This window comes from Lachnoanaerobaculum gingivalis, from assembly GCF_003862475.1.
GTDB classification, from domain to species: domain Bacteria; phylum Bacillota; class Clostridia; order Lachnospirales; family Lachnospiraceae; genus Lachnoanaerobaculum; species Lachnoanaerobaculum gingivalis.
On the sequence record NZ_RRCO01000001.1, the window covers coordinates 867,865 to 892,016 of the forward strand.

Below are 24,152 nucleotides of genomic sequence, written 5' to 3' on the forward strand. Positions count from 1 at the left end.
CTACCTCACAAGATAATATCCCATACCTTTTTTAGTCTGTATAAATTCTTTATATCCGACATTATCAAGCTTCTTTCTAAGCCTTGTAATATTCACCGCCAAAGTATTGTCATCTATAAAATCATCGCCCTGCCAGCAGTGATTCATAATATCCTCTCTTCTCACTATCTGTCCTTTTGCATTAAACAGTGCCTCAAGTATAAGAAGCTCAGTCTTTGTAAGGTCTATATCAAAATTTTCACACAAGAGCTTTGCTCTTGAAGTATCCAGACTTATTCCTTCAAATGTCAATTTATCGACCTGCATTGTATATTCATAAGTCCGTCTTAAGATTGCCTGTATTTTTACTCTGGTCAAATTGATATCAATAGGCTTTGTAATATAGTCATCGGCTCCAAATTGCATTGCGGATACCATATCCATCGAATTATTGTGAGAAGAGATGAAAATTATAGGTACATTTGAACTTTCTCTGATTTTCTGAGTCCAGTAAAATCCGTTGTAGTATGGCAGAGTGATATCCATAAGTACAAGATCCGACTTAAACTCTTCAACCTCTTTTGCCACATTATTAAAGTCTTTTACAGACATTGTTTCATATCCCCACGCTCTGAGTTCATCTCCCAAAAGCTCCACTATATTTTCATCATCTTCCACAATAAATATCTTCATTAAATTAAACCGATTCTTCCTCTGCCAAAAGATTTTCTATAAATTCATACACTTCTTCTCTGCCCTGCTTAGTCTGTGATGAAAAAGGTATAAGCACGCTGTTCTTAGGTAATCCAAGTCCTTCTCTCACCGTCTTAACGCATTTAGCCACCTGACTTCTTTTTAACTTATCAAGCTTCGTAGCTATAATTACAGGCTGATATCCGTTATATACAATCCAGTCATACATCTGCTTATCATTTTTACCCGGCTCATGCCTTATATCGATCAGCAAAAATATACATCTGATTTGCTTTGAAGTATGTAGGTACTTTTCTATCATCTTGCCCCATTTTTCCTTTGTGGCAAGATTTGCATTGGCATAACCGTACCCCGGCAGGTCAACAAAATATAAATCATCATTTACTTTATAATAATTTATGGTCTGTGTCTTTCCGGGCTGACTTGATGTCCTTGCCAAAGATTTCCTGTTCATAAGAGAATTTATCAATGATGATTTTCCTACATTTGACTTGCCTGCAAAGACTATTTCCGGATCTGTATTTTCAGGAAATGTACTGGTAATACCGCATACCGTCTCCAGCTCCGCTTTTTTTATTATCATAAGTACCTCATTTATATTCTTTTATTATTACATCAAAATTTTAATCTGTCAGCGCCACCTTTAGGACTTCTTTTATATCCTTGACATATACGATTTCCAAACCTTCTGTGATTTCTGCCGACAATTCTGATACATCCACTTCGTTTTCCTTTGGAACACATACTGTCTTTACTCCCGCAAGCTTGGCAGCCAGGAGCTTTTCTTTTAAACCGCCTATAGGAAGCACCTTGCCCCTTAGAGTTATCTCTCCTGTCATTGCCACATCGGCTCTCACTCTTTTTCCTGTGATGGCTGAAATGATTGCGGTGGTCATTGTCACACCTGCACTTGGACCGTCCTTAGGTACGGCACCCTCAGGTATATGTAAATGTATATCGTTCCTTTCAAAGAATCCGTCTTCTATATCATATTCCTTCGCCATGCTTCTTACAAGGCTCTTTGAGATTCCGGCACTCTCCTTCATTACATCGCCCATATTTCCTGTAAGTGTAAGTACTCCTTTTCCGGGCATTATATTTACCTCAATACTTAAAGTATCTCCGCCTACACTTGTCCACGCAAGTCCTGTAACCATTCCGACCTGTGGCTCTTTTTCAACCTCATCATGTCTTACCTTTTCTTTTCCGAGGTATTTACCGATGTTTTTTTCTGTTATCTTAAAACTCTTTTTACCCTCAAGTGATTCTCTGGCACATTTTCTGCAGATATCCCCAATCCTTCTTGAAAGGTTTCTGACTCCGGCCTCTCTGGTATAGTTGTGGATTATCTTCTTTATAGCCTTATCACTGAAATGAATTCCCTTATCCTTCATACCGTTTGCTTCCACTTCCTTCGGAACAAGGTAACTTTTGGCAATATGATATTTTTCATTTTCAGTATATGAGCTGATCTCAATTATATCCATTCTATCAAGAAGCGGTCTCGGAATTGTATCCAGAGTATTTGCCGTAGCTATAAACAAAACCTTAGACAAATCCAGAGGTATTTCAAGATACCTGTCTCTAAAGGTCTTATTTTGTTCTCCGTCAAGCACCTCCAAAAGTGCTGCAGAGACATCGCCCTTATAATCTCTTGAGCTCTTATCTATCTCATCCAACAAAAGCAATGGATTTGCAACTTTGGCATGCTTTATAGCTTCTACAATTCTTCCCGGCATAGCACCTACATAGGTTCTTCTATGTCCTCTGATCTCGGCCTCATCTCCAACTCCGCCAAGACTTATTCTTACATATTTTCTTCCAAGTGCCTTTGCAACACTCTTTGCAATTGAAGTTTTACCTGTTCCCGGTGGGCCTACAAGACAGAGTATTGGTGAATTTCCTGTAGGATTTAATATTCTTACAGAGAGATATTCAAGTATTCTGTCCTTTACTTTTTCAAGTCCGTAGTGATCCTCATCCAGAATCTTTTTTGCACGTATTATGTCATTGAAATCTTCACTGTATACACCGAAAGGCATTTCAAAAACAGTGTCCAGATATGTCCTGATTACATTTCCCTCGGCACCATTACCGCCGGCCGTATTCAGTCTGAAAATATCCTTTTTTATCTTCTCTTTATATTCATCAGCAAGCGCCAAGTTTTTAAGTTTCTCTTCGTACTCGTCAGAAACAGTCTCATAGCCGCTGTTTTTGGCCATTTCATTTTGTATAACCTTCAAATGTTCTCTGAGAATATAGTCTCTTTGATTCTTTGAAATGTCCTTATCTACTTCCGATTTTATTTTTTCCGCAATTTCTTTCCTGTCTATAGCTTCACTCATAATCTCCATAAGCAACATAGACTCTTCAACCGGTGTCTTTGCGGCATTTATAATCTTTTTCTTCTCATAATCAAGGTTTAGAGCAAGCCTCAATCTGTCCAAAAGTTCAGGAAGGTTATCTATGGCAAGTAATTCATTTAAGATATGTTTTTTAAATCTCTCATTTACATCGCTATAGCCTCTCATTGTAAGCTGCAGACTGTTTAACATTCTGTCAAAGCCTTCATCGGACTGTATGTACTCTTCTACTTCCGCCTCATATTCATTTTCGGCATAATTATTTAGAGAAATCAGCTTACCTCGTCTTAAAGCTCTTACTACAACTTCTATTACACCGTTATCTTTATTTTTTACACTCTCAACCTTGGCAATTACACCGTTAGTCTCGGTATATGCACTGTCTTTTCTCTCCTCTTCATTGTCCGCTTTGTATCTTAAAATGAAAAGTTCTTCATCATTCTCATAAGCATCCAGCTGTGCCTTTATTATATTGCTGTCTGCAGATGAAAACCCTATCACCTCTCCCGGAAAGATGATTTGATTCCTTATCAATATTGTTTTTAATTTATTCATTTACTCCCTAATATAATACCCCCGGTTGTTATCCGAGGGTAAAATTAAATTTAAGCACTTTCGCTGTTTTCATTTGTTTCTTTTCTCTTTTTTGCTCTTACAGATTTATCTCTGTACACAATATCAGGTTCTCCACCGTCAATTGTTTCTTTTGTAATAGTACAAATACCTATATTCGGATCTGAAGGTATTTCATACATCATATCCGTCATCACACCCTCAAGTATGGATCTTAGACCTCTGGCACCGATTTTTCTCTCAAGTGCAAGATTAGCCACTTCTTCAACCGCAGATTGATCAAACTCAAGCTTAACGTCATCAAGCTCAAAAAGTTTTTGATACTGCTTAGTAATAGCGTTCTTAGGCTTTGTCATTATCTGTACAAGAGCATCCTTATCAAGCATATCAAGTGATACCGTTACAGGTACACGACCTATAAACTCAGGTATAAGACCGAATTTGGTCAAGTCTCCCGGAAGTACCATCTTGAAAAGCTCGTCTATAGACTTTGAGTTCTTTTCCACAACATCTGAATTAAATCCTATGCTGCCCTTTGAAAGTCTGTTCTCAACTATTTTCTCAAGTCCGTCAAATGCACCGCCACATATAAACAGTATATTTGTGGTATCTATCTGGATAAGTTCCTGTTGAGGATGCTTTCTTCCTCCCTGTGGCGGTACCGAAGCCACACTGCCTTCCAGAATTTTCAGTAAAGCCTGCTGCACACCCTCACCCGATACATCTCTGGTGATAGACACATTCTCAGACTTCTTTGTTATTTTATCTATCTCATCTATATAAATGATTCCATATTCAGCTCTCTTGACATCACCGTCAGCCGCCTGAATAAGTTTAAGAAGAATATTCTCAACGTCTTCTCCGACATATCCCGCTTCTGTAAGTGTAGTAGCGTCTGCTATAGCAAAAGGTACATTTAAAATCTTTGCAAGAGTCTGTGCCAAATATGTTTTACCTGAACCTGTAGGTCCAAGCATAAGTATATTACTCTTTTGAATCTCAACTTCCGAGCTTTTCTTTGATTTAATTCTCTTATAATGATTGTATACCGCTACAGACAATACCTTCTTTGCATCATCCTGTCCGATCACATAATCATCAAGGAAATTTTTGATTTCCTTAGGTTTTAAAAGATTTATTTCATTTGAAGCATCATAGTAGTCAGATACTCCGTCAAGCTCCTCTTCAAGTATTTCAGAACATAATTCTATACATTCATCACAAATATATACTCCGTTCGGACCTGAAAGAAGCCTTCTAACCTGATCGGATGTTTTTCCACAAAATGAGCAACATATTTTGTCCTTATTGGCCATGATACCTCCTTAGTGGTGTTCTATAACCTTATCTATGATTCCATAAGAAAGGGATTCCTCGGCAGACATATAATTGTCTCTTTCGGTGTCTCTTTCTATGACCTCTATCGGCTGATTTGTATTCTCCGCCAATATTTTATTTAATTTCTGTTTTGTCTTTAATATCTGTTCTGCAACAATCTTTATATCGCTGGCCTGTCCCTGTGCACCGCCTGAAGGCTGATGAATCATTATCTCGGCATTAGGAAGCGCATATCTTTTACCTTTTGTACCGCCTGCCAAAAGGAATGCACCCATACTTGCAGCCATACCCATACATATGGTTGATACATCACATTTTACATATTGCATTGTATCATATATAGCCATACCTGCCACAACACTTCCGCCCGGGCTGTTTATATAAAGATTGATATCCTTTGTAGGATCTTCCGACTCAAGGAAAAGTATCTGTGCAACTACAAGACTTGCAGTAACATCATTCACCTCTTCTCCCAAGAAAATTATTCTATCCTTTAAAAGTCTTGAGTATATATCAAAGGCTCTCTCGCCCCTGCTTGTAGACTCAATGACTGTAGGTACTAAACTCATAACTCTCCTATCTTTAAGAATTTTTTAAATCCTTTAATACTCCAATAAGCCAGCCTTATGGCTGACTTATTTTTAAACTGATTTATACTAATTTAGCATTTTCTACTAAAAAGTCAATAGCTTTTTGAACTGCAAGATCATCAGTCATCTGCTTTCTCTCATTCTCGCCAAAGAATCCCTTAATCTTTTCCAAGTCCATCTTGTAAGAATCTGCTATCTTCTGAAGCTCTTCATCTATCTCAGCCTCGCTTACAGTAATCTTCTCAGCCTTAGCTACTTCCTCAAGTACAAGTCTTGTCTTGATCTGCTTTAATGCCTGAGGCTTGAACTGATTGTTTAAATCAGCCTTTGTCATACCTGTAATCTGAAGGTACTGGTCAAGTGTAATACCCTGGCTCTCCATTCTTCTGCCATAGTCTGCCACAAGTCCTTCAACCTGTGCCTCAACCATAGGCTCAGGAATATCCATAGTAGAAGTCTCAATCAACTTATCCACAACAGCATTCTCGTTCTCTGTAGCCGCTCTCTTTGCCTTAGCCTCTGAAAGCTGCTTCTTTAAATCTTCCTTATACTCGGCCATTGTGTCAAACTCACTGATCTCGCTTGCGAAATCATCATCAAGCTCAGGAAGCTCTTTCTTCTTTATTTCCTTTACTGTACAAGCAAATACGGCAGCCTTGCCTGCAAGGTCCTTCATCTGATAGTTCTCAGGGAAAGTGATATTTACATCAAAAGCCTCTCCTACATTGTGACCGATAATCTGATCTTCAAATCCCGGAATAAATGCACCTGAACCGATAACAAGAGGATAATCCTCACCCTTACCGCCGTCAAAAGGAACTCCGTCAATGCTTCCCTCAAAATCAAGTGAAATATTGTCTCCGCTTTCTACAGCTCTTCCCTCAACAGTGATAAGTCTTGCGTTCTTCTCCTGCTCGCTCTTTAATGCACTTGCTATATCATCATCATTAACAACTTCGTCAGCCTTCTTTACTTCGATGCCCTTGTACTCACCGAGAGTTACTGCAGGCTTAACTGCAACCAATGCTTCGTATACGAAATCCTCGCCTTTTTTAGCATTCTTAATCTCTATCTGTGGTCTTGAAACAATTTCAAGCTCGCTGTCTCTTACTGCACTTGGATATGTTGCATCAAGCATAAAGTCTATAGCATCAGGAATCAGATTGTCTGAACCATACATCTTCTCAAAAACTTCCTGTGTAACATGTCCTTTTCTAAATCCCGGAACATTGAATTTATTTTTATTTTTCTTAAAGGAATCAGCTATAGCCTTATCAAATTCTTTAGCTTCTACTGTGACTGTAAGCTTTGCCATATTTTTTTCTAATTTTTGTACTTCTACGCTCATTAAAGTTTCTCCTTGTTTCATAAATGCCTCAAGAGGCATATCTAATTAACCATTATAGCATAAAGATAAATCTCATACAACAGTGATTAAAAAGTTTCAAATTTATTTCATGATAATTTAAATCTAAAATTACTTATTGCGACTGACTACCAGACAGCAACTTGCATGTTCACTCTCTTTGCAAAGGCTTAGAGGCATTACCAAAATATCCTCTCCCATATTGCCATATTCTTTTATATAGCGCTCTCTATCCTCAGGTGAATAATCATATATTCCTACCACATAGCTATTTCCGCTTTGTAACTCAACTTCAAACTGCAATTTTTCTGTCTTTATACTTATATTTTTTCCTGTAGCACCTAATGTTGTAGTCTCAAAAACACCCTCAATGCTATGCTTTCCACCTTCAACAGCCACAACTTTTTCAAGATTTTCACCTATGATTACATTAAACTGTGAAATATCATTTCCATCAATTTTTAAATTATTTCCATATAGATGGACAATAGCTTTATTGACATTTTCATTCTTAAATTCATTGGCTTTAACCTGTCTTTTCTTATTCATTGTCATCATAACTGCAAAAAGTACTGCCCAAACTACCACTACAACTGCAACAATTAAAAATGTGTTATTCATAATCCCTCCAAAAACCTTTTTTACACTTTATATATTAAAGGCACGAATATTATAACAAATATAGCTTAAGTCTACAATGTTTCTATGTCGGTTATATTTAAATATTTTCTTTAATTAGTGCAAAAAACCATGTATACTAATTATGAACCGGAACAGGCTTATACTTTAGTCATAAGATATTTTTCAAAACAGAATCAGTTTTTGATATAAAGGAGTAGTGTGGAAAATATAGAAATAGAGAGAAAGTTTCTTGTCAAAGAAATACCGAGCAATCTTGATAAATATGAGAGAATAGATATGACTCAAGGGTATTTAAATACAAATCCCGTAGTTAGAATAAGAAAAGAAAATGATGATTATGTTCTTACTTATAAAGGAAGCGGATTGCTGTCACGAAGCGAATATAATCTTCCGCTTAATGAAGAATCTTTTAATCATCTGCTTAAAAAATGCGACGGAATCATTATCTCAAAAAGCAGATATAAAATTCCGCTTGAAAACGGCTTGGTTGCAGAACTTGATGTTTTCAAGGGTAATCTTCATAGCTTGTTTCTTGTTGAAGTTGAATTTAAATCAGTTGAAGACGCAAACGCCTTCATCCCTCCTGTATGGTTTGGAGCAGATGTTACAACAGACAGCAGATACCACAACTCATATATATCCAAGTACGGATTACTTAAGTGGAGATACTGAAAATGAAAAGAAGGCTTTATACAACTCCTAAAGCCTTCTTTTTACATTATCTTGCCGCCATATAGATATTGTACATATCATTATAGTCAAGTGATTTAAAACTTCCTATACTTCTTGTTTTATTGTATGAACAGTTTATTGCCAAGTCCTCACAGTCTTTTTCGCTTACCTCTCTGTTAAGAAGCTCGTGTAAACTTCCAGGCATACCTACAGATTTGAAAAATTCTACAGTTCTTTCAATTCCTATATCAGCAGCCTTTTTATCATCAGCCTCAACTACTCCATATACCTTTCTTGCAAAATTTGCAAATCTCTCTATGTTTTCTTCCTTTACATAGTTTGCCCAAGAAGCCCAAATCGCACTGAGGGTTGCACCATGTGTAGAGTTAAAAAGCGATGAAAGAGCCATTCCAAGCTGATGGCATGACCAGTCACCATCTCTTGGAGTATCACCTTTTGATCCAAGACCTGTAAGTCCTATATGTGATACGCTTCCGCACCACATAACTTCACTCATAGCTTCATAGTCTGTCGGATTTTTGACAGCCTTCGGTCCAAATTTGATAATATCTCTAAAGAGTCCCTCAGCCATCTCATCAGTCAAATGATTCCCAAGAATATTTGTAAAATATCTCTCAGATGTATGCATAAAGATATCTGCCGCACCGGCACCTATCTGATACTTAGGTAAAGAATATGTAAGCTCCGGATCCATTATCGCAAACCTGCATCTGTTAAAGTCTGTGTTAATCCCTTTCTTTATATGGCTTCCGGTTACATCATCTGTAAGAACTGCAGAGTCGCTTGTTTCAGATCCTGCCGCAGCAATAGTCAAAATCGAACCTATAGGAATAGAGCTTTCCACCTTCTTTCTTTGAAAGAAAAACTCTTCTATATCGGTATCCGGATTTGCCACACCTATTGCCACAAACTTTGCGGTATCTATTACACTTCCTCCGCCTACAGCCAGAATAAAGTCTGCTCCGAATTCATGAGCTTTTTTAACCATTTCCTTTGCCTTACTTAAAAGCGGATTTGGCACCACTCCTCCAAGTAATAATACCTCTATGTTCTCTGCCTGCAATCTTTCTTCTACCAGGTCAAGCAGACCGCTTTTCTTTGCACTGCTTCCACCAAAGATAACTGCAACCTTCTTTACTCCGAACTCTTTAATTAAACTTCCTGTATCATTACTTGTTCCTGCTCCGAAAACAATTCTTGTAGGTGAATAATAATTAAACTTTTGCATACACTACCTCACTTTTCATTTATTTTATTTATTAAATCCATATAGCCCTTGCAATATTTTTCATAAAGGGGCTCCAATATTTTCTTGAAATTTGCTCTCTCCTCAATTGATAGAGTATTTATCTCTATACCTTTATCGACAAGCTCCTTCTCATATATCTTTTCCTGTTTTGCCCAGATTTCTCTCTCATAAATGCTGCTCTCTACTGCAGCCTCTTTTATAATTGCTCTGTCTTTTTCTGAAAGTTTATTCCATGTCACATCAGAGCAAAGTTGCATTTCAGGAACTCGGGTATGCTCATCCTTTGTGTAATATTTTGCATATTGATAGTGCATAGCTGATATATAAGACGGAATATTATTCTCCGCACCGTCTATCACACCCCTTTCAAGAGATCCGTAAACCAGACTGTACTCTTGAGCTACAGGTTCAGCTCCCAAAGTTCTTATCATATCCTTCATAAGGTCCGATTGCTGTACTCTGATTTTTAATCCCGAAAGATCCGATATATCTTCTATAGGTCTTACATTGTTATAAAAGTTTCTTGCACCTGCAGTATAAAATGACAGCGGCTCAATACCTGAACCGTCAAACTGTGCAAGGATCTCATCGCCTATCTCGCTGTAAAGTACATTCCACATATGCTCCTCATCCCTGTATAAATAAGGCATCTGCAAAACATTCAAAATCGCAATATCATTTGAAAGCGGTGAAATAGAGGCCCTGGTAAAATCAATTCCTCCGAATTTCAGCTGTTTTATAACACTTAGCTCATCTCCCAGTTTACCGTCATATACTACCTCTATTACTATTCTCCCCTTGCTCTTTTCCTCTACAAGTCTTGCAAACTCAAATGCTCCGAGAGTAGTAGGATAATCTTTCGGGTGATTTTCCGCATATGTAAAAACATACTCGGTAACCGGCTTTTTTCTCACACATGAAGTAGCAATAATCATAACGGAAATGATTAAAAGCCATATCAGTTTTCTCTTCATCCTTTTATTTTTCCCAAAATATCATCAAATATCTTTTTGTAGTCTTTACCTACAATTCTCTTTGTCAAAATATATCCGTTTGTATTGTCGGTAAAAATTATAAGCATTCCCGAAAATCTCTTTCCGGCTTTGACTCTTCTCCAGTCAATATAATCGTGCTTTCCTTCCGCCTCTACCGTTATTCCTTTTTCACCAAGTTCAAGTGTCAATTCCTTAAGAGTATTCACATTCCCTCTTGCTCTGTTATACATCATAAAAGGTTGAAAGAGCACAAAGAACAGTACGGCAAATACAAGTATTGCTCTAAGAAAATTGTTTACTTCATGCCACCTTGAACTTATAAGTGCAAGCATTGCAAAAGTAAAAATAATATTCACAATTCCCGCAAGTGAAGAATATAAAAAGAAGAAAGACAGCTTAAACAACTCAAAAGCTGTATTCTTATATTTGAATCTGTAATTCATAGAGCCTCCATGTTCCAATGTTGTAGGATTATTTTATATCAAAACGTCCGGGTTGGCAAACAGCATTTCCTACGTAAAAAAGACGGGTTGATTTCAACCCGTCCCTGATGTCAAAGCCTTTTCCATTACTTTTTTATTACTTAGCAGCCTTATTCTGGTTTACCAAGATATTTGTTGTTCCTGCATCCTTGCCTGCGTTGAACTGATCCCAAAGAAGATCCATTGAAAGCTGAACTCCCTTACCCTGGCTTAACTTATCATCTTTATCTGTTCTGTTCTCTGTTGTACCTGTTGTGTAAACGCCCTTTGCATCAGGGTCCATAGCTACACCTACAAAGATATCAAGTCTTTGATCTGTAGCAGGTGCACACTTAATAATATTGTTCTGTAAAGCCTGCTTTAAGTCTACATCATCAAGTGCCGACAATCTAACGAAGTCAACACCGCCAACTGTGAAGAATCTGTCATCACTCGGTACTTCGCTTGCTACTGCCTTAGCAAGTTTGAATGTATCTTCATTTCCTGTATTCTTAGGATTGTACTGCTCTCTGTGAATATATACGGCAACACCGATCATATCCTCAAGATTTCCCATGTCCTTCTTATCAAGTGCCTTTGCCTCAAACTTAATGTTGCTAAGCTTTGCTGCGATATCACCTACGTTTACGATATCTGAACGGAATACCTGTGCATATCCCGGATACATATTGTCAACTGTTATCTGAATCTTACCGCTTGCATCTGTAACAGCCTTATTGTATGGCCCAACTTTCTTTGATAATCCCTCTTTGTCTACAAGCTCTGCATTGAAATCAACACTGTTGTATCCCTTTGCTCTATCTTTGTAAGCATCAACTGTTCCAGGTGCCGCAATGCTGTTATAATCCTTAGGACCTCTTAAGAAGAACTGATCTCCAACAAATCCTGACTCATCTATACCGTCTACGATTGACCATCCTGCACCCTTCATTGTCTCATCTGAGTACTGTCCGTATAATCCGAGGTCAACAAATCTTACACCAAAATCTCCGGTTGTTGCCTTAGTTGTTACGTTTAATGAATCTGTCCAATAAGCATAACCTGTTCCTGCCAATACCAATCCTAATGCTACTATTCCACCAACTAATGTGTTTCTTCTTGATTTTCTCATCTTTCCCTCCTAAAAATTGGATATTAAATTGTGAATCATGATCCTCAACTTTTGAAAAACTGATATTCTCTCGTTTTTCATTTATGTTCTAATTGTATAGCATTTATTATATTTGTAAAATGTACTCAAGTCATAATTTGGACTACCACTAAAGTAGTATATGAATAATCAAATCTAAACATTACTCTCAAAGAAGTATATATAATCCTTTGAAAGGATATATATCTTACCGTCCTTAGGCAGCTCTTTTTCACCTTCAATATAAAGTACAGGCTCTCTGATTTCATCTGCAAGCTCTATTAAATCTATAATACTTTTTACTCTTATTTCAGACTTTTGCGAAATATCGGGTAGATTTTCAATACAAACCATTCTGCTGCCGTACTTTCTCATTAACTCCGAAAGTTTCTTTTGTTCAAGTTCCTTTCCCTCCATATTTGAAGTAAAGAATCTTACAAATACAAGAATACCTGCAGATACAAAAATTAATAATATAAATATCGCATAAGAACTGAAAGTCGGTATAACATTAACAAGATTTGACTCTTTAATATCACCGCTGTCCGTACCGGGCTCAGCCTTTCTTATTTCATAGAACTTATCATTGTTTATAGGTATATCAATTCTGTATGAAAACGTCTTTTCCTCTCCGTCCACAATATATTTTCCGCTAAGCTCAACGTAGAAATCCTTTCCGGTTTCTCCGCCAAGTGCATTTTCTATCTCCTGTGCATAATTTCTGTATTCCGCTCTGTCTATACTGAGACTTTCATTTATTGAAGCGCTGCTTGTAACACTCTCCATCACCCTACCCTCAACAATAGGATATATTTTTTCATACACAGGGACTTTTTCTTCATCTTTCCCTGTTTGATACCCTTCAAGTACAGCCTGTATAATGTAATCTCCGGATATGCTTAGAGCATTTGTCACAGCAAGTTCCGATTTGAAATCAATATTTATAAAATCCGTAATTGCACTTGGATATACTCTTCCTTCTTCCAGAAACTCTTCTTCAAAAACATTGTTTTCTTTCAGATGTACCCTATAAGAAGCACCTGTTGTTATATTATAGGAGTTTACCACCACTTCCTCTGTCTCGGTATGCGGTCTTATATTTATAAATAAAAGTATCAAACTTATCAGACACAATATAACGCCTAAAGTATAAAGAAAAATTCTTGTATTTTTTGTCAGTTTAATATCTTCTTTTGTCTTTTTACTGTTCTCTTTTATGATTTTCTTCATCAGTTGTCTATAACTCCCTCCGGAATTTTATCCTGCCCTTTCAGTATCAATGTCAGTAACCCGATCTTAGGTACAACTTTTATCACTGTACCTCTTATATCATTTGGTTGTACCTTATCTTCATCAACCGCATTATTGTTATCGCCCTTAGTCTCAAAACTTACATTCCCCGCTTCATCTTTAAATACTTCTTTAATTCTATGAGTTATTATTATATTCCCGCGCTTAAAGTTTATAATATCACCTTTCGAAAGTTCATATATTTCATCTTCATTTGATATTTTATGTACCAGTACCACATCTCCCGGCATTATTAGAGGCTCCATGCTTCCTGTAAGTATTACCGAAGGATATACCGGAAAAACTCCCACACAAAACCAGGCAAAGGCTGTTGCAACTAAAAGTGAAATCAGATACATCACATCGCTTTTTTTATCTTCACTTCTCTTTCTTGCAGTTGCAAAAACATGATCCGATATAAACATGGCATAGACTATCGGAAAAACAATTCCTATGGCACCATCAAGAAGCCACGATAATTCAGGCAATACCGGAAAGCATTTTTCAAAAAGCTGTATTATCCCGATATACACTACGCTTGGCAGCACACCTCCATAAAATACAAATACCGACATAAGTATATTCTTTGCCGCTATCGGCAATAAAATCTGTGTACTGTATATAAACAACTCTTTAAACTCTTTTATTGACAAAAGATTTCCAAAATTGATTTCAACAAGACACATTATTATTGTTATTAAAAATATAGCTGTTCTCTTATGTTTTAAGGTTTTACATGCCGATGCAAAAGAGTAATACCTTATCATTTCCTTTGCTGTTATTGCCGGTATTATCGTCAATGCATTTACAAGTATTCCTGAAATTGATGTATCATAGGGACTGGCTCCCAGTTTTTTCATAAAGACCCCGGGCACAAATTTCAGTGCTATAAATATTATTCCCCCGGATAAACCATATCCGACCAGATATCTGCTTACAGGATTTTTTACCGGTATATAAAGCCATGGTAAAATAAAAAACATAATACCTATCAGTATGCACCAGTATAAAGATGCAATAAAAGGCATCTCCAATATCTTTACCTTAATATATGGTAAGGCCGGAATTATCACACAAAGCAAAAGTATACTTGCATAAATAATATATTTTTTTTCAAGGCTTATCTTTTTCATATCATTCGGATTCTTTGATATTTTCAGGCTTATCTTCATTTATAGGTTTATGATTTTCCTGTACTGTTTCTGCAGACTTTTTCGGCCTTATAACAAGATCTCTTTGATCAGGTTTGACAGTATCTCTTTGTTCAGATTTTTCAACTGTATCTTCCTGCTCACCTTTTGAAATTGAACCGTCATCAACCTTACTTTCTTTTTGCACCGCTTCTTCTTTTACTTCTATTTGTGCATCATAAGTAAAGGCAACATTGGCTTTTACTTTTAACTCATCCTTCCAATATGCCCATGCATTTACACAAAGCATTGTCGCTATTATTGATGCAGCTATACATAAACAAATTCTCTTTTTCATTTCCGTCTCCTATTTATCTCCATCCTGCGCTTTAGATCCTCCCTGGAATACATCAAAAGGTATCTCACAGGAATATGTCACCACTACACCGTTTCCGACGGCAGCCACAAGATTTCCCTCATTAAAATCGAGATCTATACTTTCCTGCATTTTCTCACTGTCCATACTGAAACTTACAGGCAGTTCAAGTATTTTTTTCAAACTTTCCGCCTTGAGTTTTAGATAAATCTGTCCGCCAAACTCATCTTTTCCGTCTTCGCTCAAAGTCTTATATACTTCAAACTGCAAGGGTTCCATAAAAGCAGCCTCACCTTCTCCAAGAGAATATGCCGCTCCTTCATATACAAGCAAAGCCTTATCCGCTTTCAACTCCAAGTCCTCTCCTGTCTTTGTCATATCAAGCTTTGTATAATTTAATTTATTTACGGTACTGTCCTGTGATGTTGTAAGAGGGAAATCCAATCTCAAGAGCTTTCCCTCAAGTAATGAATTTATAGGTAAACCCTCAGTAAATGTAACCTCAACTTCCTTATCTGTTGTAATGAATTCGGCATCTATCAAAGTTTCATTATTTCCGCTTTCATCTGTAAGGTACACCGAATACTTCTCATCGGAATTTCCGGCAAATAATATGTCCATAACTCCGCTCGTCATCTTCATTTCTGCCGATAAAGCAAAATGCCAGCTTGAATAAGCTCCGCCTATTGCCGCCAACCCAAAAAATAAAATCAAAAAAACAAACGGTTTCTTTAAAAACTTTCTATTACTGTACATAACTCTCCTATCCTATATATGATTTTTATAAATTACGGCTTGTGTCAGCCGAATTGAATGCCAGTTCAAATTTTTCAATATTTCTTTCAACAAATACCAATACTTCCGTTCTGCTGTACATATCAAGCTTACCGAATATATTTGATATATGTTTTTTTACGGTACCTTCAGATACAAACAAATCTTCTGCAATTTTTGCATTTGTATAGCCCTCTCTTAAAAGCAGAGCGACTTCCAATTCTCTTTTTGTCAGAGCTTCTATCTTTTTTTCTTCTTCCGTAAAACTTCCCATATTGTCAACCAGATCTGAAGAGTAGAACTTTCCTCCCCTATCGACAACTTTAAGACTATACATAATATCGTCTATAAACGCATCTTTTAATACATACGCATCTATTCCTAGATTTTTTGCCTTTACAAAGTCACTTTCACTTGAAGATGAAGTTATTACAAATGTCTTTATAGCTTTATCATGTCTTTGTACCCACTCCAAAAACTCAAATCCGCTCTCATTATGTAAATGTAGATCTACAAATGCCATATCTACCGGCTTATGCTCTACCAAATCGATGGCTTCACCGACAGTGCCCGCCTGTAGAGTTTCCTCCTCAGGCTTATGAAGCTTAATAATTGATTCAAGACCCTGTCTCGCAATAGGGTGATCGTCTAAAACAAGTACCATATTCCGTCCTCCTGTTATCTCGGCAAACTAAGTTTAACTCTAACGCCTTTTTTATCGTCATATACAACACTCAAGTATCCCTTTAATAAAACTGCTATATTTCGCATATTTCTCAATCCGTTACCTTCGGAGAAGTTTTTATCCTCTCTTGAAAAACCCGTTCCGTCATCTTCTATCAAAAGCTCTACAGTATCTGATTGCATTTTCAATTCGATATTTATATTTTTTGACTTACCATGTTTTATAGCATTATTCACAGCCTCACATGCAACTCTGTATAGAGCTATCTTTTGTGCTATCGTTATATAATCCGCTTCTTCGTCCAAATTTAAATTTATCCTTACATCATTAAGCCTTTCCAGTTCCTCCATATATGCGTATACTGCATGTATAAATGTATTTATATTATCCTTAAATCTTTTTCCGTAGATACTTTCTCTAAGCTCCGCCATAGTACTCTCTGCAGATTTTTTCAGTATATGTATGGACTCTATAATATCTTTTTTTTCTATATCCGCCTTTACCTTACTTTCCAATACCGCAAGATTACAGGTAATGCCGAAAAGTTTCTGTATTACTGTATCATGTATTTCATTTGCAATACGATTTTGTTCCTCTACAGCTACATACCTTTCTATTTGGGCATATGTATCCAGATTATTGAATACCGTCTTTATCAGCTGTAAATAAAAATCTTTTCCGTCATCATGCAACTCCGATGAACGCCTTATCAAAATACCGCTTAGATAATCAGACTCTCCTATTTTTATTAATTCATAAATATTACCGGACGACTCTATTTTTAATATTTCGGAATTCTCACTATTGTCGGAATCTTCATCTTGAAACTTTATCTTTTCCGATATGTCATCATATATATCTTTTTCAATACCACAGCTCTCTACAATCTCAGGAAAATCATCACGTTCAAATTTTACAAGCACAAATTCCCGATACAAATTGTTATTTCTAAGCAACATTGACAACTTTTCCATGATTTTTTTCGGATCTGTCATTGCAAAAAGTCCAAAGCTCTCACTCAGCTCCGTCAACATTACAAAGGCATAGTTACTGAGTTCCTTTTCTTTATTCAACTCCGTATTCAAGCTTTCAAGTTCTTCATTTTGCTTTCCTATGTATGCTACATAATAACGAATTATATAAAACTCACACATAAGCATACCCATGCCCAAAATAATATTGATATCCTGATAAGACGAATTTTCTATACTCTTTCCGGCTATGGCACAAAATAAACACCAGATACAGGCAATAAATGTCACAGTTATATTTTTATCTAAAGCAACCATCAATAAAATACAGTTGACTTCATACCACAAATACGGGCTGTAGCATCCTCCGCTAAGAAATATAAATATCCCATAGGCAAATACTTCCAAACTGAACATAATTCTAAAGTGCATTCTATTCTCACATGCCTTTTTATACAACCAGCAACTTAATGCACAGGATATCGACATTCCCAAAAAAATAATCAGGTTTATATTCTCTTTGTTATATACCGAAACCAAAATATAAAATACTGTTGATATTACAAAAGCTACTATTCTCCACAATACATTTATATTTATATATGTGGAGCATTCTCTTCCACCCATCTAAACCGTTCCCCTGCACAGCCCCTAACGCCGTCTATTAAAATTTATTTAATTTATTATTTAAACTTTCTATTACTTTCTTATTATATATCACTATAACGCATATATCTACCAAAACTTTTTTTAGTAATAGTCACATATCTAATAGTTTGTATAATAAAAAAGAGCTCTGAGATTTTTTAAAAATCTTGGAACTCTTTTTTATATTTTATCTGTTCATATCATATGAAACAAATGCATCCACCTTCTCTTTAGAAGGGCTTCCTTCATCAAATTCATTTGTAAGAAATGCATATATCAACTCTTCTCTAAGTTTATCACCAATTGTAAACGCTCCAACACAGGCTATATTTGCATTATTACTCAATACAGCTCTTTTAGCAGAATAAATATCCGAAATCAACGCAGCATATGCTCCCTTTACTTTATTGGCAGCAATGGACATTCCAAGTCCCGTACCACATAGCAGTATACCTCTGTCAAAATTCTTATCAGAAACCTGCTTTGCCACCTCTATCGCAACATTTGCATATATTGCATCATCACTTCCAAAATCTGTAACTTCACCCAAATAGCTCTTTTTTATAAATTCTATTAATCTATATTTCTCTTCAACTGCATTTGGATCTGAACCTATCGCTATTTTCATCATCTATGCCTCCTTCAAAGTCAATTATAAAAACCGCCCAAACCCTTTAATTTGAGCGATTTTTATACCCCCTTAGCTTTTTACCGCCCCTGCTGTGATTCCTTTTACCAACTGTTCCTGAAAGAAAATGTAAATTACAATCACCGGAATCATCATAATCATCAGCCCGGCAGTAATAAGTCCGTAGTGCTGTACATACAACCCTCGAAGATTAAAACATGCCAAATTCAAAGTGCTTAGCTTAGGACCGGATGTAATCACCAAAGCCAATAAAAGATCATTCCATGAGTTAATGAAGGCAAAAGTTCCAATGGTGGCAAGCCCCGGCTTTGAGATAGGCAATATGATTTGGAAAAAGGTACGTAGTCTTGAACTCCCATCAATTTGAGCCGCTTCCTCAATTTCTCTTGGTATAGTTTTCATAAAAGCCACCAAAATGAAAATACTGAAAGAAAGCTCTGCCACAGTATATGCAAGAATAATTCCAAGTCTGGTATTTACCAACCCAAGTCTTCTAAGAATCATCAGCATCGGAATGATTACTGCATGGATAGGAATCATAATGCCCAAAGCAAAAAAGTTATATAGGATTTTGCTCGTCCACACCCTGGCAAGAATATAGGATGCCATAGCAGCCACTAAAATCAAAAGAGCTACAGATGTAAAGGAATAAAAAATACTGTTTAAAAAACTGGTAGCCACCTGTGCACCTTTCCATGCATCTTTATAATTGCTCCAAACCCATACCTTAGGCAAACCAAATGAATTGCTATATATTTCCCTATCCGGTTTTACAGAGCTAAGTGCTACCCAAACAAAGGGTAGAATACAACTAAACCCTACTAAGGTTAAAGCCAGATATTTTAAAGCTGTAACAGGATGAAAAGCTACTCTTTTTTTATACTGTTCTACTGTTTTCATATTGTTCTCCTAATATTCAAGACCTTCACTTCTATTGATTTTATTAAAAACAATGGTAAACAAAAGAGAAAATACCAACATTGTAATAGCGATGGCTGTACCCTCACCCAGCTTATTGTCGGTAAAGGCTCTCTCATACATGCGTATAGCAAGATAAGAGGATTTTACCCCGGGACCTCCTCCTGTCATAACATAAGCTTGGTCAAATGCCTTAACACTTCCTGTAAAGCACAAAACAACACACACTCCAATGAGACTTTTCAGCATTGGAATTACAATTTTTAAAAAAATCTGGAAAGAATTGGCTCCATCCATTCTGGCACTTTCCAAAATATCTTCGGGGATAGACTGTATCCCCGCTAAAAATATAATGATATAGTGGCCGATATACTGCCAAATCATGGGAAACATCACTGCATAAAGCACAGTACCGGAATCCGAGAGCCAGTTTCTTGTAAGACCATGTAGCCCCAGATTTTTTAACATCAGATTAAAAGGCCCGAAATCCCCATTTAAAAATATCAAAAACATTGTGCCGATGGCAGTAGGTGAAATTACTGCCGGTAGGAAGTAAATAGAGCGAAAAAATCTGTAAAACATCTTGGTACGACTTAATAAATAGGCAAAAACCAGTCCTAAAGGCAATTGCAATGCCAAGGAAAACAGAATGCACTGCACAGTATTCCCAAAGCAGATCCAGTAATCTTTATTTTTAAAAATCCTTTGAAAATTTCTCAGTCCGATAAATTCCGGCATTCCTGCCCCTGACCATTTAGTTAGGGAATAGTATATTGACATGGCAATGGGCAAAATTACAAAACCCAAGTATAATACCATTGCAGGGGAAAGAAAGGCGGCAGATATCAATGTATTTCTTTTTTTTGTCTGTTTAGCATACATAATCGGCCCATCTCCCCTTACCTGTCTTCTTTTGCCTCATCTAATGCTTTTTGACAGCCTTCACTAAACTCTTCCGGTGACATGGAGCCTGCAAACAGCTCATCCAGCTTTTCCATGAAATAACTAAAAGGCTCTCCATCTGGATATGCCAACCAGTGGCAGGACATTTTCTCCTTTCCCTTGGCATTTTCAATCACTGAAAATAAAATAGGCATTTGTACTTTATTTGGATCAATTGTAATATCCTTGGCATTTAATGTGCCGGTTTCATAAAACATAGTTTCCACCCATTCATTGGATGTAAACATATCTCCCAGCTCAATGAGGGCTTTTCTCTTCGCTGGATCTGCAAAAGATTTAGCATTAAATACCAAACCATAGGTACTGTTGCTGCTGACAAAGCTTGCAGGATCCACTGTACTGCCCGGCATCTTCGGGGCATTGATTTGCACCGTTTTTGCCTCAGTTTCCGGGCTTAAGGCTTTAAGCTGCCAGGTCATAGTGTATACCATAGCGGCCTTTCCCTCATCATACAGAGCAAAGCTTGGTCCCCAGTCTCCGTTTGCCACCGTATCTGCAGGAAATACATTGTTCTTTTTCATATCTACAATCAGCTCTGCCACCTTGCGGAAGTTTTCATTGTCTACTTTCCAGTCATTGGTCAACTCCGAAAATTTTTCTTCTGCCCCGGCATATTGACAGAACAGTTCGCTAAAGAAAAAGTGGGCTGGATTTCCGGCCTTTGAGCCCATAGCCAAAGGTACAATTCCGTTTTCATTAAACACCTTGGAAACTTCCAACAGTTCCTCATAGGTAGTGGGATACTCCAAATTGTACTTTTCAAATAATTCCTTATTACAGAACCAAAATCCTACATAGGACTCAGTCGGAATTCCGTAAATCTTTCCGTTAAACCTGAATGAATCAAACATTGCGTCAGGATAATCACTTTGGTTTACTTTTTCCGACTCTTTAAAGTACTCTCCCACATCTGCCAAAAGTCCCGACTTGATTAAATTTCCGCTGTCTGCCATAGAGCCCCAGTACATCCAGGCATCCGGCAAATTATCTCCTGCAATATCTACCTTTATTTTTGTGAGCATCTCATCACCTGCCACAACCTCTTCTACCAGATTTATACTGTCCTTATGAGACTGAGCAAAATCTGTCACAAACTTTGCGCCCACCGCAGTATCACCTGATGGAGACCAACCATGTGCGAAACGAATAGTTACAGGCTGACTGCTCCCGGCTGCTCCCTCGCCACCGGCTCCTGTCACAGAACTTCCATTTGTTTTAGCACCGCAAGCCGTTCCAAGCATTGCAAAGCATAATGTAAAGGTTAAAAAGATATTTCTTTTTTTTATCTGTAAAGCCATAAATTTCCTCCTTTAGGGAATTAACAAAACACGCAATCCCTCTTGATTTTTTGTAACTTCAAATCCCTTTTCCCACTCCTCTAAAGGAAAAGTATGTGAAATAATTTCCTGTACATGCACTTGTTTTCTATCTAAAAGATCAATACATCGCCTCCATGTTTCTCTGTCAAAGGCAATGCTTCCAATAATTTTCTGACTGTGATATACCACCCTCCCCAAATCTATCTGAGGATGCTTTCCAAACACTCCCACTTGTGTGAGCTGTCCCGCAGTCTTTAAAAGTGCCAATCCTGTATCCAGTCCGGCTTGACTGCCTGTACATTCAATCACAGTATCTACCCCACGTCCCTGCGTCAAATTCATAACAAGTTCCTGAAGATTTTCTCTTTGTACATCCAAAGTATAGTCACAGCCCAACTCCTTTGCGAGTTGCATCCTGCCTCCATCCTTTGTAATTCCTGTCAGAATCGTTATAGCTCCGGAAAGCTTTGCTATCTGCATTGCAAACAGACCTATAGCTCCCGGGCCTTCGATTAAAACTACATCTCCGGGCAAAATTCGGGATTTATTTACAACACTGTTGGCTGCAGAACATAGTGGCTCCAAAAGAGCCGCCTCCTCAAATGAGATGGAATCAGGAATGTGAAATATCCAGTCATCAAAAGCTTTTACGCAATATTTTCCGAATCCCCCTTCCATACAGGAGGCCACCCTGTCACCCGGCTTAAAGCCCGTCACCTCTGCTCCTACCTCACGGATTATCCCAGAAAATTCATGCCCCAGAACTTTTCCCACATCCCAGGGATAACTTCCCTCCAGAATGTGCAAATCTGTAGCACAAATGGCACAGGCTTTAACCTCAATCTTTACCTCTTTTTTCCCACAAACAGGCTCAGGGATTTCCCTAAGTGCCACCTCTCCGGCTGCCTGTCCGTATTTTACAATCGCCTTCATACTCCTCCTTTTACTTGCGCAGCACAGCCTCAAATGAAGCCTCAAGCATATCCATGGCGGTATTTGCTTCCTCTAAGGTAATCACAATAGGCGGCTTTAATTTAATTACATTTTCAGCCAACTGATAAAACAGTCCCTGCTTGATGGCTGCCTGAAAAAGTTCTTGCATAGTTTCATTGGAAAGAGGCTCCTTACTCTCAGGGTTCTTTACCATCTCCACACCGATAGCCAGTCCCGGACCACGAATATCTCCAATTTCCGGGTACCTTTCCTGCATAATTTTCAGTCTGTCTTTAATAGCAGCACCCACCGTCTCCACATTTTCTAAAAGATGATCACGCTCAATTATCTCAATGGTTTTTAAGGCAGCCGCATAGGCAATGTGGTTGTTTTGGAAAGTCTGCATATCCTCCATAAGGTTTTCAAATCCTCGCAGTCTTTTGTGGATCAAAATACCGGCTGCAGGGATGCCTCCCCCAAGTCCCTTGGCAAAGGTGATAATATCCGGCTCCACATCATAGTACTGAGCTGCAAAGAAACGATTTGTGCGACAATATGTTTGAAATTCATCAAAAATCAGTAATGTTCCCATCTCGTCACAGATCTTACGTAGCTTTTGCAGATATAATTTAGAAAATTCAATCTGTCCTCCTGCAGACTGTACCGGCTCCACAATCACTCCTGCGGTTGGTCCCGGCACTCCATTGAGAATAGTGTCTCTTACCATATTTGCATAGTACTCTGCCATTTCTTCTTCGCTACCTGAAAATGGAGAGCGATATGGATAGGGACGAGGCACACGAATGCAATTATTGGAAAGTACACCTGCAAAATGAAACAATTCCGGATTGGCTTCCCCCCACTCATGCAACCTGCTTGTTAGGAATGTGGCATTGGCTGCACCAAAAGTGGTACCATGATATCCTCCCTGAAGACTGACAAAATTTCTGGAACCGGGTACATTTTTTAAAGCGATCTTCATAGCAGATTCAATGGCAGGACCTCCCCCTACGGTAAACGACATGCGATCCATATTCTCAGGAGCAATCTGAGCGATTTTATGACACAGACTGTAACGAAGATCTGTTTGATGCAAAGGAGCTACAATGGTAAGCCCCTTTGCCTGCTCATAAATTACCTCGGCGATTTCCTCATTTCCAAATCCCAAAATACAGGCAAACATTTCCGAGGTAAAGTCCATGTACCTCCTGCCGTCCTGAGCTTCCAAATAAATCCCCTTAGCTCCCTTTAAAGGAAAGCCCCCTTGCTTACGGTAAGCCGGCATCAAATACTTAGCATATTCTTCCCTTTGTGCAGGCGTCAAATTCCATGCTCTTTCTAAAGTTTTATCCATACATCCTCCTGTTAATATCAATTTTCTAT

Annotated in this window: 24 protein-coding genes; 1 reads left to right on the forward strand and 23 read right to left on the reverse strand. The window is 37.7% G+C overall.

All coding sequences use genetic code 11. The annotated features are described in order from the left end of the window. From EHV10_RS04030 to EHV10_RS04060, 7 genes are all read right to left on the reverse strand, one after another. A complete protein-coding gene (locus tag EHV10_RS04030; RefSeq protein ID WP_128673516.1) occupies positions 1-672 on the reverse strand; it encodes a response regulator transcription factor in 672 nt (223 codons plus the stop codon). Positions 673-676: 4 nt separating this feature from the next. Further along, the gene (gene yihA, locus EHV10_RS04035) at positions 677-1,276 is read right to left on the reverse strand and encodes a ribosome biogenesis GTP-binding protein YihA/YsxC (RefSeq protein WP_128673517.1); all 600 of its coding nucleotides are present in this window, start codon (positions 1,274-1,276) and stop codon (positions 677-679) included. A 40-nt stretch (positions 1,277-1,316) separates the two neighbouring features. After that, the gene (gene lon, locus EHV10_RS04040) at positions 1,317-3,611 is read right to left on the reverse strand and encodes an endopeptidase La (RefSeq protein WP_128673518.1); all 2,295 of its coding nucleotides are present in this window, start codon (positions 3,609-3,611) and stop codon (positions 1,317-1,319) included. 50 nt (positions 3,612-3,661) lie between these two features. Continuing rightward, positions 3,662-4,945: an ATP-dependent Clp protease ATP-binding subunit ClpX gene (gene clpX, locus EHV10_RS04045; RefSeq protein ID WP_034212840.1), complete on the reverse strand. Its 1,284-nt coding sequence runs from the start codon at positions 4,943-4,945 to the stop codon at positions 3,662-3,664. A gap of 9 nt (positions 4,946-4,954) precedes the next feature. Further along, positions 4,955-5,536, reverse strand: a complete 582-nt coding sequence (gene clpP, locus EHV10_RS04050; protein WP_128673519.1) for an ATP-dependent Clp endopeptidase proteolytic subunit ClpP — start codon at positions 5,534-5,536, stop codon at positions 4,955-4,957. An 82-nt stretch (positions 5,537-5,618) separates the two neighbouring features. Beyond that, positions 5,619-6,905, reverse strand: coding sequence for a trigger factor (gene tig, locus EHV10_RS04055; protein WP_128673597.1), 1,287 nt, complete (start codon positions 6,903-6,905; stop codon positions 5,619-5,621). Between the two features lie 129 nt (positions 6,906-7,034). After that, complete coding sequence (locus EHV10_RS04060; RefSeq protein WP_128673520.1) at positions 7,035-7,544, reverse strand: hypothetical protein; 510 nt, start codon at positions 7,542-7,544, stop codon at positions 7,035-7,037. A 219-nt stretch (positions 7,545-7,763) separates the two neighbouring features. On the opposite strand from EHV10_RS04060, the gene EHV10_RS04065 reads away from it, so the two are divergent. Next, positions 7,764-8,237, forward strand: coding sequence for a CYTH domain-containing protein (locus tag EHV10_RS04065; RefSeq protein WP_128673521.1), 474 nt, complete (start codon positions 7,764-7,766; stop codon positions 8,235-8,237). Between the two features lie 46 nt (positions 8,238-8,283). Here the strand turns inward: EHV10_RS04065 and EHV10_RS04070 are convergent, their stop codons facing one another. The 16 genes from EHV10_RS04070 to EHV10_RS04145 all read right to left on the reverse strand — a co-directional run bounded on the left by EHV10_RS04070 (position 8,284) and on the right by EHV10_RS04145 (position 24,123). Further along, the gene (locus EHV10_RS04070) at positions 8,284-9,486 is read right to left on the reverse strand and encodes an iron-containing alcohol dehydrogenase (RefSeq protein WP_128673522.1); all 1,203 of its coding nucleotides are present in this window, start codon (positions 9,484-9,486) and stop codon (positions 8,284-8,286) included. A gap of 8 nt (positions 9,487-9,494) precedes the next feature. Further along, complete coding sequence (locus EHV10_RS04075; protein WP_128673523.1) at positions 9,495-10,481, reverse strand: TRAP transporter substrate-binding protein; 987 nt, start codon at positions 10,479-10,481, stop codon at positions 9,495-9,497. Continuing rightward, positions 10,478-10,945: a YcxB family protein gene (locus EHV10_RS04080; protein ID WP_128673524.1), complete on the reverse strand. Its 468-nt coding sequence runs from the start codon at positions 10,943-10,945 to the stop codon at positions 10,478-10,480. Before EHV10_RS04080 ends, EHV10_RS04075 begins: the two co-directional genes overlap by 4 nt. A 136-nt stretch (positions 10,946-11,081) precedes the next feature. Further along, positions 11,082-12,095: a hypothetical protein gene (locus EHV10_RS04085; RefSeq protein WP_128673525.1), complete on the reverse strand. Its 1,014-nt coding sequence runs from the start codon at positions 12,093-12,095 to the stop codon at positions 11,082-11,084. Between the two features lie 174 nt (positions 12,096-12,269). Next, positions 12,270-13,343: a DUF5305 domain-containing protein gene (locus EHV10_RS04090; RefSeq protein WP_128673526.1), complete on the reverse strand. Its 1,074-nt coding sequence runs from the start codon at positions 13,341-13,343 to the stop codon at positions 12,270-12,272. Continuing rightward, entirely contained in the window at positions 13,343-14,536 is a 1,194-nt protein-coding gene (locus EHV10_RS04095; RefSeq protein ID WP_128673527.1) for a signal peptidase I, read from the reverse strand. Before EHV10_RS04095 ends, EHV10_RS04090 begins: the two co-directional genes overlap by 1 nt. Before the next feature lies 1 nt (position 14,537). Beyond that, a complete protein-coding gene (locus tag EHV10_RS04100) occupies positions 14,538-14,891 on the reverse strand; it encodes a hypothetical protein (RefSeq protein WP_128673528.1) in 354 nt (117 codons plus the stop codon). A 9-nt stretch (positions 14,892-14,900) separates the two neighbouring features. Next, on the reverse strand, positions 14,901-15,665 hold the full coding sequence (locus EHV10_RS04105) for a hypothetical protein (protein ID WP_128673529.1): 765 nt from the start codon (positions 15,663-15,665) through the stop codon (positions 14,901-14,903). Positions 15,666-15,690: 25 nt separating this feature from the next. Next, entirely contained in the window at positions 15,691-16,347 is a 657-nt protein-coding gene (locus EHV10_RS04110) for a response regulator transcription factor (RefSeq protein ID WP_128673530.1), read from the reverse strand. A 14-nt stretch (positions 16,348-16,361) separates the two neighbouring features. After that, positions 16,362-17,966, reverse strand: a complete 1,605-nt coding sequence (locus tag EHV10_RS04115) for a sensor histidine kinase (RefSeq protein WP_128673531.1) — start codon at positions 17,964-17,966, stop codon at positions 16,362-16,364. A gap of 208 nt (positions 17,967-18,174) precedes the next feature. Next, positions 18,175-18,618 carry an RpiB/LacA/LacB family sugar-phosphate isomerase gene (locus EHV10_RS04120; RefSeq protein ID WP_128673532.1) on the reverse strand — a complete coding sequence of 148 codons (444 nt, stop codon included), beginning with the start codon at positions 18,616-18,618 and terminating at the stop codon, positions 18,175-18,177. Positions 18,619-18,687: 69 nt separating this feature from the next. Next, the gene (locus EHV10_RS04125; protein ID WP_128673533.1) at positions 18,688-19,536 is read right to left on the reverse strand and encodes a carbohydrate ABC transporter permease; all 849 of its coding nucleotides are present in this window, start codon (positions 19,534-19,536) and stop codon (positions 18,688-18,690) included. Positions 19,537-19,545: 9 nt separating this feature from the next. Next, positions 19,546-20,436 carry a carbohydrate ABC transporter permease gene (locus tag EHV10_RS04130; protein WP_128673534.1) on the reverse strand — a complete coding sequence of 297 codons (891 nt, stop codon included), beginning with the start codon at positions 20,434-20,436 and terminating at the stop codon, positions 19,546-19,548. Positions 20,437-20,453: 17 nt separating this feature from the next. Next, entirely contained in the window at positions 20,454-21,815 is a 1,362-nt protein-coding gene (locus EHV10_RS04135) for an ABC transporter substrate-binding protein (RefSeq protein WP_128673535.1), read from the reverse strand. A 12-nt stretch (positions 21,816-21,827) separates the two neighbouring features. Next, the gene (locus EHV10_RS04140) at positions 21,828-22,769 is read right to left on the reverse strand and encodes a zinc-dependent alcohol dehydrogenase (RefSeq protein ID WP_128673536.1); all 942 of its coding nucleotides are present in this window, start codon (positions 22,767-22,769) and stop codon (positions 21,828-21,830) included. A 10-nt stretch (positions 22,770-22,779) separates the two neighbouring features. Further along, the gene (locus EHV10_RS04145) at positions 22,780-24,123 is read right to left on the reverse strand and encodes an aspartate aminotransferase family protein (protein WP_128673537.1); all 1,344 of its coding nucleotides are present in this window, start codon (positions 24,121-24,123) and stop codon (positions 22,780-22,782) included. Between the last annotated feature and the right edge of the window lie 29 nt (positions 24,124-24,152).

What these genes read in the sequence shown, in the direction of transcription:
- EHV10_RS04085 (WP_128673525.1), bottom strand. Translation starts at nt 12,095, where the DNA reads ATGAGAAAATCAAGAAGAAACACATTAGTTGGTGGAATAGTAGCATTA.
- clpP (WP_128673519.1), bottom strand. Translation starts at nt 5,536, where the DNA reads ATGAGTTTAGTACCTACAGTCATTGAGTCTACAAGCAGGGGCGAGAGA.
- tig (WP_128673597.1), bottom strand. Translation starts at nt 6,905, where the DNA reads ATGAGCGTAGAAGTACAAAAATTAGAAAAAAATATGGCAAAGCTTACA.
- EHV10_RS04110 (WP_128673530.1), bottom strand. Translation starts at nt 16,347, where the DNA reads ATGGTACTTGTTTTAGACGATCACCCTATTGCGAGACAGGGTCTTGAA.
- EHV10_RS04125 (WP_128673533.1), bottom strand. Translation starts at nt 19,536, where the DNA reads ATGAAAACAGTAGAACAGTATAAAAAAAGAGTAGCTTTTCATCCTGTT.
- EHV10_RS04145 (WP_128673537.1), bottom strand. Translation starts at nt 24,123, where the DNA reads ATGGATAAAACTTTAGAAAGAGCATGGAATTTGACGCCTGCACAAAGG.
- EHV10_RS04060 (WP_128673520.1), bottom strand. Translation starts at nt 7,544, where the DNA reads ATGAATAACACATTTTTAATTGTTGCAGTTGTAGTGGTAGTTTGGGCA.
- EHV10_RS04030 (WP_128673516.1), bottom strand. Translation starts at nt 672, where the DNA reads ATGAAGATATTTATTGTGGAAGATGATGAAAATATAGTGGAGCTTTTG.
- EHV10_RS04070 (WP_128673522.1), bottom strand. Translation starts at nt 9,486, where the DNA reads ATGCAAAAGTTTAATTATTATTCACCTACAAGAATTGTTTTCGGAGCA.
- EHV10_RS04115 (WP_128673531.1), bottom strand. Translation starts at nt 17,966, where the DNA reads ATGGGTGGAAGAGAATGCTCCACATATATAAATATAAATGTATTGTGG.
- EHV10_RS04140 (WP_128673536.1), bottom strand. Translation starts at nt 22,769, where the DNA reads ATGAAGGCGATTGTAAAATACGGACAGGCAGCCGGAGAGGTGGCACTT.
- EHV10_RS04080 (WP_128673524.1), bottom strand. Translation starts at nt 10,945, where the DNA reads ATGAATTACAGATTCAAATATAAGAATACAGCTTTTGAGTTGTTTAAG.
- EHV10_RS04135 (WP_128673535.1), bottom strand. Translation starts at nt 21,815, where the DNA reads ATGGCTTTACAGATAAAAAAAAGAAATATCTTTTTAACCTTTACATTA.
- clpX (WP_034212840.1), bottom strand. Translation starts at nt 4,945, where the DNA reads ATGGCCAATAAGGACAAAATATGTTGCTCATTTTGTGGAAAAACATCC.
- EHV10_RS04075 (WP_128673523.1), bottom strand. Translation starts at nt 10,481, where the DNA reads ATGAAGAGAAAACTGATATGGCTTTTAATCATTTCCGTTATGATTATT.
- EHV10_RS04095 (WP_128673527.1), bottom strand. Translation starts at nt 14,536, where the DNA reads ATGAAAAAGATAAGCCTTGAAAAAAAATATATTATTTATGCAAGTATA.
- lon (WP_128673518.1), bottom strand. Translation starts at nt 3,611, where the DNA reads ATGAATAAATTAAAAACAATATTGATAAGGAATCAAATCATCTTTCCG.
- EHV10_RS04090 (WP_128673526.1), bottom strand. Translation starts at nt 13,343, where the DNA reads ATGAAGAAAATCATAAAAGAGAACAGTAAAAAGACAAAAGAAGATATT.
- EHV10_RS04120 (WP_128673532.1), bottom strand. Translation starts at nt 18,618, where the DNA reads ATGATGAAAATAGCGATAGGTTCAGATCCAAATGCAGTTGAAGAGAAA.
- EHV10_RS04130 (WP_128673534.1), bottom strand. Translation starts at nt 20,436, where the DNA reads ATGTATGCTAAACAGACAAAAAAAAGAAATACATTGATATCTGCCGCC.
- EHV10_RS04100 (WP_128673528.1), bottom strand. Translation starts at nt 14,891, where the DNA reads ATGAAAAAGAGAATTTGTTTATGTATAGCTGCATCAATAATAGCGACA.
- EHV10_RS04105 (WP_128673529.1), bottom strand. Translation starts at nt 15,665, where the DNA reads ATGTACAGTAATAGAAAGTTTTTAAAGAAACCGTTTGTTTTTTTGATT.
- yihA (WP_128673517.1), bottom strand. Translation starts at nt 1,276, where the DNA reads ATGATAATAAAAAAAGCGGAGCTGGAGACGGTATGCGGTATTACCAGT.